General features: G+C 40.6%; 7 protein-coding genes. All 7 read right to left on the minus strand.

What is annotated here, in order from left to right; genetic code table 11:
• Positions 1–37: 37 nt before the first annotated feature.
• Positions 38–4,348: a putative Ig domain-containing protein gene (locus QVD32_RS02890; RefSeq protein WP_118687035.1), complete on the minus strand. Its 4,311-nt coding sequence runs from the start codon at positions 4,346–4,348 to the stop codon at positions 38–40.
• The gene (locus tag QVD32_RS02895; protein ID WP_021891676.1) at positions 4,345–6,012 is read right to left on the minus strand and encodes a beta-N-acetylhexosaminidase; all 1,668 of its coding nucleotides are present in this window, start codon (positions 6,010–6,012) and stop codon (positions 4,345–4,347) included. Before QVD32_RS02895 ends, QVD32_RS02890 begins: the two co-directional genes overlap by 4 nt.
• Positions 6,013–6,023: 11 nt before the next feature.
• Positions 6,024–7,196, minus strand: coding sequence for a purple acid phosphatase family protein (locus QVD32_RS02900; protein ID WP_021891677.1), 1,173 nt, complete (start codon positions 7,194–7,196; stop codon positions 6,024–6,026).
• 116 nt (positions 7,197–7,312) lie between these two features.
• Entirely contained in the window at positions 7,313–9,256 is a 1,944-nt protein-coding gene (locus tag QVD32_RS02905; protein ID WP_118687034.1) for a RagB/SusD family nutrient uptake outer membrane protein, read from the minus strand.
• A 7-nt stretch (positions 9,257–9,263) separates the two neighbouring features.
• On the minus strand, positions 9,264–12,581 hold the full coding sequence (locus QVD32_RS02910) for a TonB-dependent receptor (protein ID WP_195555058.1): 3,318 nt from the start codon (positions 12,579–12,581) through the stop codon (positions 9,264–9,266).
• A 290-nt stretch (positions 12,582–12,871) separates the two neighbouring features.
• A complete protein-coding gene (locus QVD32_RS02915; protein WP_118687033.1) occupies positions 12,872–13,909 on the minus strand; it encodes a FecR family protein in 1,038 nt (345 codons plus the stop codon).
• A gap of 69 nt (positions 13,910–13,978) precedes the next feature.
• Complete coding sequence (locus QVD32_RS02920; protein WP_008863088.1) at positions 13,979–14,617, minus strand: RNA polymerase sigma-70 factor; 639 nt, start codon at positions 14,615–14,617, stop codon at positions 13,979–13,981.
• Positions 14,618–14,741: the final 124 nt, after the last annotated feature.

Below are 14,741 nucleotides of genomic sequence, written 5' to 3' on the forward strand. Positions count from 1 at the left end.
GGGCTATCCAGATTGGTTGGATAGCCCCATAGGAACTTTATTGAACCATAAATCTCTGCGAATAAGATACACCCATTCCCCGAACGGTAACTACATACCATTGAGAAGGCATATTATTTACAGAAATACTTTTTACCATGTTTTCTTCTACCCTAACTTCCTCTTTATAGACTTGTTTTCCTGATAGGTCTGCAATTTCTATCACATAATTTCCCGAAACAAGGTCTTTCAAAGAAACTTTAAGCATTCCATCGGTTACCGGATTGGGATATACGACAAAGCCTTCGGACACAAGGGTTTCTATCCCGCTTTCGCCTATAACATTGAGATATACCAATTGAGTGACACGACAGCCAGCTTCGTCCTCGGCGACAATCGTAAACGAATATTCCTTCGCCGGAGCATTAGGAGTTCCACTAATTAATCCGACACCATCTTCCAACGAGCTTATAGACAAGCCATAAGGGAGAGAGCTACCTTCTTCAATAGACCATGTTACTGCTCCGGTAGCATTATCGGCATATATTCTCGCAGAAAAAGGTTTTCCATTTTCTGCATCTTCCGAAATAATCGCCTCTACTGTCATCTGACAATCCGCTCCGGTAACAGAAATGCTGAATTCTTTACTAGCATTGACAAAACCGTCAGTAGCCAAGACTGTAAATTTAAATATTCCAGCTTCATTCAATACTCCACTAATCTCTCCCGTATTCGTATCCAAAGACAGTCCATCGGGGAGGTTATCTCCATCTTTAAGACTATAAGCAACTTGTAAGGGCTTTTGGAAACCAGAAATATTCAATTGAGCCGAATAGCTCTCCCCTTTTATTCCCTGAGGAAAAACGCCGAACAAAGCAGCATCTTGGCTATAACGCGCCAACATAAAGCGTCCGCCTCCAAAAGCATTGGAACTACCGCTAACACCATAGGGATATATCGTTCCGTAAGTAGGCCCGGTCAATATAATGTCGTTCGTAGTCTTATCTATCGAAATGGCCAAACCGGTCGGTTTCACGGCATCGGTAATAATAGCTCCTGTCGAGAAAGCATATAAATACTCTCCTTCATCGGAATATTTGGCGACAAAGGCCGTTCGATTATTTCCATTGCGCTGTAATTTTATACTCTCATATACAGGCAACTCTGCCTCATAATATCCCACGGCATAGACATTATTACTTTCATCAACCGCAAGAGAGGTCACTCCGTCATCGGCAACCGATGCAAACATGCGATGCCATACATATTGTCCATCGGAATTAAATTTAATAATTGCTCCATCGGTTTTCGAAGCATCGGCCTCAATCGTTTCCGTTGTTCCCGATATGGAAGAAGACCCTTTACAAATTGCAGCAAAATACAAATTTCCATTTTTATCTCGAACAAGAGATGTTCCCCGTCCATTGATAAGCGAACCATTGCTTCCCAACGAAGTTACCCATTGGCAAACTCCGGCCTCGTCATACTTGGCAATAAACGAAGTAATTCCGGTAGCTGTCACCACCTTACCATTACCAAAAGGTACTGTACCGTTATTCACCATACCCGATACATATACATTGCAAGCGTCATCGGTCACAAGGCCATATATTTCCTCACCTTTATTTACCGTACCTAAACGCTTCGCCCAAAGGCCTTCTCCATCTCCATTCAGTTTAATAATCACCACATCTACCGAGGTTCCCGCTAATGTTTCGGAAGAGCCATCGGCCATAGGTATCACTATATCTCCATCGTTGGTATAACCGATCACATAAATATTTCCTTTCTTATCAAAAGTCGTATTGATTCCGGCTTCCCAATCTTTGGCCGAGCCAAATACTTTATGCCAAATTTTGTTACCATCTTTATCAAAACGAATAACTCCTATATCCCGTCCCCCATTTGTAGGAAAGCTATCTGTTTCATTTAGGGTTCCTATACGAGCATCGGGCGTAATTATTCCGGTAAATACTCCATCGCCTGTCACTACATCTGTTACAATCGCCTGTCCTTGCTCATTTCTGCCGGATACAGGAGAGCCCCCGATCGTACGAGCCCACATGAAACTACCATCGATTCCATTATATTTAGCGACCAATGCATCGGTATTCCCAATGTTCGGGAATGAAACTTCATCGGAGAAAGTTGCCGAAAAATAACTTGCTGCTACCCAAACATTTCCATCTTTATCGATAGAATTCACTTTGGCATGGTCAAACGCTTCACTTCCATAAATTTGATTAATCCATTTCAGATTCGGAGCCAAAGAATAATTAAATTCTTCGGCATTAATCGTATAGCTTCGGGAAGTCTCACAACCACTCTCTTCTCTCGCTTTAATCGTGAACGAAAGTTCCCCTGTTTGTTGTAAAATACCGTTCAATAATCCTTTATCAGGATCCAAAGACAGACCTTTGGGCAAATTTTCGGCAGTCCAAACAATTTTTCCCTCTCCATTTTCCAACGTGAATTGTTGATAGAAAGCTCCGGTCACAGCCCGTGAAGGTAGACTCTCGGGTTGTATAGACAAGATATCGCAGGGTTTAGGTACAATAGAATAGGTATAGGTTTTCTCTACACTTTCACCGTCTGTGGCATTAGAAATCATCACACTGAATGAACCGCTCGCTTCTTCGGTAGCTTTTCCCGAAATAATACCCGTAGCAGGATCCAATATCCAGCCAGAGGGTAAATTGCCAGCCAAAGAGTATTCAAACACTGCCGGCATTTCGAAGAAAGCCGGAACAATTTGATACGAGAAAGGAACGAATCTCTTTCCGTTCAACGTCGAGATTCCCGAAACAGAAGGTTTCATCGTATAGGATGCCGCAAACCATTTATAATTACGATCTCCGACAGTATATCGAGCGACGCCAGTTTCAGAGTCGCCATAAGGCAACGTGACATCTGTCGTTCTATCCCCGGCAACAGCCAGCTTATCTCCGTTTACCGCTATAAGATTGATACTCTCCGCACCTGTTCCTTTGACCGTTTCGGCATACAGACATTTACCGGAACCATTTAATTTAGCGAAGAAGCCCTCTTTTTCATTAGACCCGGTCTTTTGAAGAACGATATTGTCACCCCAATTTAACGAACCGTTGAAATATCCGCTTACATAAATATTCCCCAAATCATCACTCGAAATCTCTTTACCTTCGCTCGATGTATCTCCCGAAGCCGATTTGCTCCACAGGAGCTTTCCATCAACGTCAAAAGAGATAACAAATAAATGATCTGCTCCCGATACATGCGTGACGGTTTCGGTAGACAATCCGGCAGATCCTTCCACGATTATCTGATTATTCGCTTTCCCCGTTACGGCCACAGCATTCGAGCCCGAAACGGCCTGTACCTTCAACACTTCTTGATTTCCAGTACCGGTAAAATAACGGGACCACATCACAGAACCATCGGTCGAATTGAGTTTTACCAATGCCGACTCTTTGGACTGCTCGGGATAAAGCAGATATTTCTGTTCTCCAATATAAAACTCTCGTTTTTCCTCCGACTCATTCATTAGATTTCCATTCGCAGCATTGAAAACACCACAAATGACAGGATTCCCATCTTCTCCTACGGTTACATCAGGAGTTCCATTTTCACGAAATTTAGAACCGATACTGGTCGCCCATAAAATTTCACCGTCTTTATTGAACTTCACAAGTAGATAATCTTCGCCCCAATTGTTTGTAACGGCCAAAGAAGTAGAAGAACCGTCTTTGAGAGGCATTTCCAAAGGTGCACTCGATACATTGCCAAAAGTAGCCACGGCATACAAGTTCCCGGCCTCATCGGCAACCACCGAATTGAACATCTCCCAATTACGAACGCCACCGAATGTCTTTGCCCACACAGCCTCACCGGTAGCAGCATTCAGTTTAGCGATATAATAATCCATTTCCCCCTGTGAGACCAATGGAATTCCAAACACGGATACCGGGTGTTCCCCCTTTACATTGGTTCTGACACCTCCGACTACATAGAGATAATCACCGACTTCACAAACCGATGTCACCTGACTATTATTGGCAGACTCCTGCACACACACCATATTGCTCCAAAGGAGTTTTCCATCAGCCGATATTTTCGTCAAAATACCAGCACGGGTAGTAGACTCTTGATAGGGATTTTTAATTTCATCGAAAGTTCCGTCATCTTTCATTATCTGAAAAGAATTGGCATTGATCGATATATACATATCCCCATTCTTCGTTACGGCCAAAGCCTTTTGTTCATCGGCCGTATGATCGGCTCCCAAACTTTTTCCAACAATAAGTTGTCCAAATACAGCCATAGGGGACAACAATAATGCACAGCAGACCCCAAAAAGCTGTTTCTTACTAAAAATAGCATTTGTTTTCATAGTTTATCATTTTTATTTTTTACTGAAAAAAGAAAGTGTTTCGCATAATTAACATTCAATGAATCAAGCCTCTTCGATTGAATAGTCAAACGGTAGATAAAATCTGTAAAATCTTTTTGTTCTTGCCGACTCCACCCAACTTCGGCCAACGCTATGGCCCTCGGATAAGCCATATATTCGGCATGCTCGGGAGTAGCAATGTATTCCGTCCAAAGATTTCCCTGAATGCCTAAAATATATCGACCCTGTTCCGATGTTAATTTTTCGGTAGGATTATAGGAATAAACCGAATCTAACGGTAGGTAACCATAAATAGCCAAAGGCTCATTATCCCGGTCTTCCGATTGATAATAATCGAGATAGCAAAAATCCCGAGGAGTCATGATAACAGAATGGTTCATTTTTGCCGCTTTTATACCTCCTGCTTCTCCCCTCCAAGACATGACAACGGCATTAGGCGCGATGCCACCTTCTAAAATTTCGTCCCAGCCAATAATTTGCCGGTCATGTGCATTGACAAACTCCTCCATTCGTTTTATAAAATAGCTTTGGAGTTCATGCTCATCTTTCAATCCCAATCGTTTTATATTTCGTTGACAAACCGGACATTCGGACCAACGGTCTTTCGGACATTCATCTCCTCCTATATGTATATATTTCGAAGGAAAAATTTCAAAAACTTCGGATAGCACATCTTCCAGAAGTTTAAAACTGCCTTCCTTTGTACATAGGACTTCTTTATGAACGCCCCAATCGCACGAGACTTCGTAGTTTTTATGAAAACAGGCCAACTGAGGATATGCGGCCAAAATCGATTGAGTATGTCCCGGCATTTCGATTTCAGGAATAACCTCAATAAATCTCTCGTGGGCATATTCGACAATTTCCCGCAATTCATCTTGGGTATAATATCCGCCATGAGGTTTTCCATCGTATCTACGAGGTACATCATTTTTATGTCCGGCAATACTTTGTTTGCGCCAAGCCCCCACAGAAGTAAGCCGCGGATGCGATTTTATCTCGATGCGCCACCCTTGATCATCGGTTAAATGCAGATGCAATACATTCAATTTATACAACGTCATTATATCGATGTTTTTCTTGATAAAATCCAACGGGAAATAATGACGTGCCACATCAAGCATAAACCCTCGATGTTTGAAACGAGGTTCATCGTAGATATTCACGCAGGGCACTTGCAGTATCACATTTTCGTCACATATTTTTTTCTCGCATTCGGCCGGAAGCAATTGACGCAATGTTTGCACTGCATAAAAAGCACCAGCACCACCCTTCGAGGCGATAGTTATTGTACGAGGGGACACATCGAGTCTATAAGCCTCATCATGAGCGATCGTATCGCAAACGGTAAAAACGATTTTATTCCGGGCTTCTTCACCGGTTCCTATCTGAGCTTTGCAACTTCCTGTCTGTTCCACAAAGGTTTTAAGAAAGTTTGCCGCTCTTTTTATTTCTTCATCATCTGTTTTCAATTCAATTACCACACTGTCTCCAAACGTAAATTCGCCCGGTTGCATGTCTACCGATAATGGTTTGGGTATAAGGGGGCAATTATCATTTAATTTATCGGTTTGTCCTTTACAAGAGACTAAAACGGATAAAAACAAGATAAAACAATATCGTATTGTTCGTATATTTTGCATAATTCCTATCGTTATTTACTGAATTCTTTCTCTAATAATACTTTTCCATCAATTTGCTTAACTTGAACTTTCAGCAGATCTTCCGAACCAAACATTGTCAACACAGAGTTATTGGAGTTCACTATTATAGGGAAAGCTGTAACTTTCCCCTTATCCATAAATCCGAATGCGTGATTATGCCCACTTAACATCAAATCGATACGAACACTCTCCAATAGGGGGAGCAACTGTTTGCGTAGTCGTTCAGAGCCATACCAACTGCCTTTCCCAAAAGGAATATGAGACAAGACTACCCGAAAAGAGGCAGCTCTAAACTCCGGACTTTCCAATTCACGGGCCAACCACTCCTTTTGTTCAAGTATATAATTATCAAAATCTACCAAACCCGAATATTCCACATCTGTATCGGGTTTATCTTCACCGCTATCTAACACGATGAACCGAATGGGGCCATAGGTGAAAGCGTAATAGAACTTCCCTTCGGGACCGGCAAGGTATCGGAAGAAATTACGGGCATATGCTCCACGAGTTTCATGATTACCCCTTACATATACAAATGGTTTTCTAGATGCGAACAGGCCGACCGATGTATCTAAAAAACCGGTGAAAATATCACTTTGCTTGTTAATATAGTTACACATATCCCCACAAAACACTACCATATCGACATTTTGCGGTGGAGCCATTTCCAACAATTTTTTCTGCAAATCGTTCTTCCCATGTATATCGTTTATCATAACTATCGACAATGTTTCCTGTCTGCCATCGAGTGTTGTAAAAGTCAACGGTTTTTTCCAGATATCGGTAGAAACGATGTTACCCAAAACAGGACGATAGGGCAGCAACTCTTTTACCTCTTGTGACAATACTCGGTAAAAATAGGTCGTGTTTTTTTCAAGCCCCGTAATCGTTACGCGATGCAATGTGTCGACACAACACAACCCGTCTTGTGAGGCATAGGCTTTTCGCGGCAGTTGGGAGTAGAAGTTCTTACCGTCTTCCTTTTTGCTGAATTCCACCCACGATTTACAAGGCTTATCGGTTGTCCACACGACTGTCACTTCGTTCTCCGACAAGTTTTGTAAATAGGGACCGTGGGTAATTTTTACCGAAGGTTGCCCGGCTATGGCATAGAGCGGGAATACTATTCCTATAATCCAAACTCTTATTAGTTTCCTGAGCATATTTATTTGTTTAATGCATGAATTCTACTTATAAGGCCCGATCCCTCGGTCTCTCAACACATCGAGACCGGGCCTTTCCAAATCTATCTAAAAAGTGTGTCTGTATATTCGACCGCCTACCACCCCGGATTTTGGACTAAATTCGGATTGATATTTATATCTCTGGAATCCAGCGGATAGAGATAGTGTTGTGGCACATTAAAAGTTTTCGTCGGCTCATTACTGTTTCGCAATGTCAGATAATTTTCTGCTGACTGCGGAGATTGAGTCGTAAATCCTGCCGGAAAACAATTCCATCTTTTCTGAACCTTATTGAAAGTCAGATGCGCAATTTTCCAACGACGAGCATCGAAGAATCGATGGCCTTCATACATGAGTTCAATCGTTCTTTCTTGTCGTATAATCTCGCGATAGTCTTTCCCTGCAATTCCCTGCCAAGAAGTCTCGACATCGGGGATACCGGCATGGGAACGAATATCATTCAAATAAATGAGGGCCTGCCCATCAAGTCTTCCATAATATTCATAATAAGCCTCCACATAATTGAGATAGAGCTCTGTCAAACGAACCAACGGAAAAGCCGTAGCCCTCACTGCCACCTGATTATTGGCGAAACTCGTATTCGGATGTAAATATTTTTTCCACAAATAACCATTGGGAGTGATATTGTCTTTCAAGGGATCATTCCCGTTCGTCTGATTGGTTTCGGGATTAATTTCGCCCATTCTCAAATACAACGTATAACCTTCTCCTCCTTTTATTCCATCTCTGCCGTCCAACTCGAAATTGGTTGCCCGGTCGTATGCAATATCGGCATAGAAACGAGGTTCCCGGTTCAAATGCAATCTCACGGTCTTTTCTCCCGTCTCAGGATCGGTCGTTATTCCAAATCTTCTATCATATTGGAAAGACGGGTCTTTATCAATGGGCAATCCATTCTTTGTTAAATAGGTTTCCACCATTTGCATTGAAGGAGCCAAGCCCCCATAAGGAACAGTGGTAGATCCTTGTGACAATCCGCGAGGTGCAATCATTTGTTGAATATTCATTCGGGACCCTGTGTAAGCCCAAATAATATCTGTATTTCCCGCACTCGGCATAGTCACCAACGACCAACGATGATTAAAATATCCTTTTTCAGCATCGCTTATTCCAACCGGAGCCTGCAAATGGGTATACAAATCATGTCCGGCTGCATGCGCTTCATTGATAGCATCCTCGGCTGCATCTAAGGCTTTTTTCCATTTTTCCTTATCATACTGCAAACTGATTAATTGTTCTCCATCTTTATTCTTAAAGTCGCTGTAATATTCACTATTCCCATTAAACAAAGGACTTGCGGCATACAATAACATACGCGATTTTATTCCTTTTGCCGCAGCCCGCGTGGGAGCTCCATATTTATCGGAAGTTTGGATAGGCGGCAGTAAAGGAGCCACTTCGTCTAAACGATCGGCGATCCATTCTACACACTCATCGTAAGGACGACGTTTCGGGAAGGCCAACTCACCGGTAGCATCCAATGGAATTTCCCTGTCTATCAACACAATCGGGCCATACAATCTTAACAACAGATAATGATAATAAGCTATCAGAAATTTGGCTTGCGATGAAAAATCGGTTATTTCTGCTGCGGATATTCCCGGTACACTTTCTACTCGATTCAAAAATGTATAGCATTGACGAATAGCGCCATAAAGATTGTACGCTTTACAACGACTCGATTGTGTAGGACTTTTGAAATAAGACCAATAATTATATATGGGATCGGCTGCCGTTTGAGACCCAATATTCGCGACTTTGGAGTAATGCCATGTCGTAGCCCACTGAGAAGTTATGCACACCTCATCACTAGCTCCATTAAATTGCGGCTCCCCGTTATGATCACTCGACTCGGGCATAAAAGAATAACAAGCGTACAAAAAATTCCTCGCCGAATTTACGCTGGCAAAAGCCTCTTCCAAAGTTCCTTTCTTCTCAGGTTCAGAATCCAGATAATCACAACCGGAAACAGTAACGAGTATCCCTAATACTAAGAATATATTTTTAATTGCTTTCATAATCGTTTTAGAAATTAAATTGAACACCTAGATTGAAAACTCTCTGTAAAGGATATACCAATCCATTGCCACTGTTAGATCCGCCTCCGATCTCAGGATCCCAATACTTAAAGCCCGTAAATGTCAATAAATTACTACCGGCAATATAGGCTCTCATAAATTTGTAGGAATATCCTATCTCGGCATTTTTCAATCTCAGGAAAGAACCATCTCTCAACCAGAACGTCGACTTCTGGTATGTATTCGTATTATCTACATTGTGCGCCAACCTCGGATACTTCGCATTAGGATTGGGATTAGATGCCGACCAATAGTCATCTGCCACAAATTTCAAAACATTCTTATGATAGATATCGAACGGATGTATATCGTCCAAATAAATAGAGACTTTTCCCGCACCCTGGAAGAATACAGAGAAGTCCCAATTCTTATATTGGAAAGAGGCTCCGAAACCATATACAATCTGTGGGATATAAGGATTTCCGATATAGGTACGGTCATATTCGTTAACCACCCCATCTTCATTCAAATCTTGATATTTTATATCCCCCGGTTTTATATTAGGCATGATAGCCTCTTGACTGGGACTATTTTTAATATCTTCCTCATCTTTAAATAACCCCAGCGCTATATAAGCCGGACCGACACGATTCAAGGCTCCGCCTCTCTCGTATTGATAACTAAACGGATAATGGGGTTCATCTTTCTCCAATATTTTATTTACAGCATAAGTAAAGTTCCCTTTAACCGAAAGAACAATATCTTTGGAAAACGCATGATTATATTCCAAAGACATATCAACTCCTCTATTCGTCACTTTTCCCACATTGGCTACCGGATTAGCATCACCAATTCCTATCGTAGGCGAAATAGTTTGTCGAGTCATTAAAATTTTGTCCCTATTTTCATGAAAATAATCGGCAATCAACAAGAATTTTTGATCGAACAAACCCAATTCTATACCCACATTTGCTTTTTTAGCAACCTCCCAAGTTGCATTTTCATTACCGTATGTCGTTATGATAGCTCCAGCCTCGGTAGCTTTGAAATCCTCACCGAAAGCATATCCGGCTCCATTCATATTGACATTGGTATATCCGGGAAAACGAACAGAAGAATTAGAATTTCCAACCGTTCCATACGATCCTCTTAATTTCAGCAGACTAATCGTCTTATTCAAAGGGGCAAAAAAGTCCTCGTTCGAAATAATATAACCGAGTGCATAGGACGGGAAGAACCCGAACCGCTTACCTTTGGCGAAATTGTCACTCCCATTATATCCGAAATTAAACTCAAAGAAATAACGTTTATCAAAGTCATACGTAAATCTTCCGGCCATACCTTGATTCAACTCTCCGAGAGAAGAGTTATAATTAGCCGGATTACTACTATAAACCCCTCGTTGCAAATAGATCAGTTGCGCTGAAATATCATGAAGATCGGCAAACTTTCTTTGATAATCTAACGAAACATTAAAATTGAATAACCTATCACCCGAATAGGCTTTGGTAAAAGAAAACGCATCGGTTCCATCGTTATTGACATTTCTCAACTTCCAAGATTGATTCCCCGTAATAGGATCGGTAACAATCGTGTTCGGGTCGATTTCGAAATAATAGGGAGTATAAGTACGATTCAAAGTCGTAGAAGAAAAATGCTTCATAGAGAATAAACCTTTAACAGACAATCCCTTAGTAATAAACTTCAAATCTTGGTCTATATTAAACGTAGCCATCGTCGTAATGCGGAACATTTCCTTTATACCGGAAGCCAGTTCGGCATACGGATTCGGATAACGGTTGAGTTGGGCGCCACCCGATTTATTACCCCATGCGATATAATTCGTACCCTCGATTTGAGGAAATTTCACCGGGAAATAGGTAGGCTGTGCCCACATTACCCGATTAAAGATCGTATTGATACTATTATAAGGGCCCTTGTAATCTTGTATTTGAACATTTAATTTCACCCCCATTTTGGTAGTGGACGAAATATGAGTATTTACATTGGCTTGAAACGAATACCGCAAATTCTGAATATTATTCTTTAACGGATTTTCTTTTGCTTCTTGTACCAATCCCATATCGTTATTAAATGTCGCACTGACAAAATAATCCATATTTTTCGACCCACCGGAGACGTTTATGTTCGCAGCCTGATTAAACGTGACATCTTTAAAAATAATATCATACCAATCGTTATTGGGATAAAGGTAAGGATTGCGGTTCTCAATAGTTCCTTGAATCTGATCGTCGGTAAACTGAGGATTCGCTCCGGGAGTACGAGCTTCGATCGCTTCATTAAACATCTTCATATAAGTGACACCATCGGCCAGTTCGGGAATCTGTGTAGGCATGGACATTCGCCCTTCGACACGAACATTTATCGTAGGTTTTTGATTCATTCGACCCGACTTGGTCGTAACCAAAAGAACGCCGTTCGCCCCACGCGAACCATAAAGAGCCGTTGCCGTAGCATCTTTCAAGACAGAAAAACTCTCGATTGTTTCCGGTGCTAAGGCATTCAAATCATACGTGCTGGATTCTGTTCCATCAATTAATATCAAGGCATTCTGAGCTGAACCCGAAGCGAATGTACTGACTCCTCGTATCCAAAAATTCGCACCGTCGGCTCCCGGCTCCCCGGTTTTCTGAACCGATATTACGCCGGCAATACGACCGGCAAACGTGTTAGTAAGGTTGGTAGTGGGCACACGAAGTTCACTGGCTTTTACCGATTGAATAGCACCGATCACGCTCTCTTTTTTCTGTTTACCGAAACCCACGACAACGACTTCGTCAAGAGATGTATTATTTTCCTGTAAAACCACAGTCACATTTTTTTTCGTGCCATAACTTACCTCCTGCGGTTGAAACCCAATATAAGACACCAACAGAACACCTTTGTCGGGGACTTCGATGGAAAAATTTCCTTCTATATCGGTCGCCTTTCCCGATTTCTCGCCTTTTACAATCACATTAGCTCCGATAACGGCTTCTCCCTTACTATCGATAACCGTACCCGTAAGCAGGCGCTTATCGACCTTCGAAGAAGCATTTGACCGGCTTTTACTGAGAACTATCTGCTTTCCGTTTATAGAATACGTAATATCGCTCCCTTTAAACAAAATATCCAGAATTACGGAGATAGGTTGATCTTTCTGCGATATATCGATCCTCTGACCGACATCTACTTGCTGTTTATTGTACAAAAAAGAGTAACTGGTTGTTTCCTCTATATAATTCAAAACGCTTTCGAGAGTAGCATTTTTCATATTGACGCTTACCAATGGATCGCGTGTATGATTATCTGCACCGAAAGCCATAACATTACAGCAAACCAACAAAAGCGAGCAAATTTTTATAATTAGAAGATTCTTAGGCAGAAATTGTTGCTTCCTACCTTTCAAAATAGAAATAAAGTTCATACATTTGTGTTAGTTTAGTTGGTATTTAAGGATAATAAACTCTAAGTGTTATCTTTCCGCTAACTTATGAAGGGTGGATATGGAGGAAGGTTCCACCCTTCTTTATATGGCGGATAATTCTTTCTATTCTATCTAATCCGTCTTTCTCTTCATAATATAAAATTTTTAAGGTTATTCATAATTATTTTCTATAATCTCACTACTTCGATATATCTCTTGGAATAAACGCCATTAGGCATAGCTTTCTCGGAAGTTTTTTCTATGTATTTCATGGGAACAGTCAATTTCATTAACCGTAGAATCTCATCGAGCGTTTCTCCCTGAAAGGTCGCACGATACATATGTTTCGCCAAATCTTTGTCCATCACCACAATATCGGCATTGTAAACTTGTCCTATCTTTCGGAATACATCGTCCAAAGGTTCATCTCTAAAAATTAATTTGCCATCTTTCCATGCACACCATTTATAAGTATCGACCTCTTCTACGCGATAATTTTGCCGTTTCGTATTATAATTTATTCTTTGTCCCGGTTTCAAATTCAACCGTTCTTTACTCCTATCCAACTCAACCTCTACAACGCCATTAACCATGGTCACAGCATTTATCGTATCATTGCTATAACCTTCTACATTAAAAGCCGTACCTGTGGCTTTAACTTCCATGTCCTCGGTATACACAATGAAGGGATTTTTCTTATCGGAATGGACTTCGAAAAAGGCTTCTCCATTCAAGTAAACGCTACGCTCTCCGGCCTTAAATTTCGTAGGATATTTCAATTCACCACCAGAATTCAACCATACGATAGAACCATCAGGCAAATTCATTTGTATACGAGTTCCATAAGGAGCCGATATTTTCTGATAACTTATTTTAGAATAATCTTGTTCTACAAACCTATCGGCAACCATATATATCAAGGCAAACAAAATAGGAATAATTAAAACTGCGGCAACTCTACTCCAATAACGATATATGCGTATCACACGTTTTTCTCGTAAACCCATCTTCAACTTTATCCGACTCAAAGCCTTAGTCGTCGAAATAGACCGTACATCAAAAGCAGGATGCGTCACCTCCCACAAATTTTTCATTTTTAAGAAGTAATCATAATTATCTTGGTTCTTCGAAATCCACGTTTCAAGCACACGCTTATCCTGTGATTCCAAATTACCAGATAGATATCTTACAATAAGACGGTCGATATTCTCGTTCGATAATTCCATTTTTATCCCTTTCTATTAATAAGACGTTTATCCCCCAAAAATCCACAATGAAAACAGAAATTTTTTTATCTATCGTACAAATAAAACAGCAATCAATAAGAAAAAATCTTTCAAAAGAGTCCGCAATGTTTTTAATGACTGGCTTATACGAACTTCAACCGTACGTTCCGAGACATTCAGTTTTTTAGCGATTTCTTTATATTTTATACCTTTTATCCGGCTCAATACGAAGACCTCTTTTTGAGCTTTCGGCAATTTATTTATCGCTTTTTTTATATGATCTTGTAATTCGGAATATAAAATATATTCCTCAGTATTGGAGCTCGATAATACCGAGTTTTCATTTACGTAATCAAAATAATCGTTCCTGACATTTTGATGCCTCATGTAATCGAAACAACGATTCCGAACGGAAATTAACAGATAAGATTTTAACGATCTCCCCACAGACAGTGTTTTCCGGTCATACCATAAATGCATGAATAAGGATTGAACTATATCCTCACAAACTTGTCTTTCGCGAAGATAACTCCCCGCATAAAGAAGAAGGTCCTTATAATACAATTTAAAAATAGAATCAAAAGATCTTTCATCGTCCAAAGCTAATCTCCGCATCAAATCATCGTCACATGCTTGTTGAAAAGTTTCGTCATTCGAGATCAATGATTCCGATAAAATATTTAAATCATATATTTCTTTGTGATTCATAGTCTTATAACTTAACTTCTAAAAATGAATATTCAAAACCGATAATACCAAAAGTTATTCAGATACAACTTTTTATTTTAAATTAGGTGATGAATTTCTTTCCTCAAAGATATAATAATATTAT

This window comes from Barnesiella sp. (assembly GCF_022723415.1).
GTDB lineage: Bacteria > Bacteroidota > Bacteroidia > Bacteroidales > Barnesiellaceae > Barnesiella > Barnesiella intestinihominis.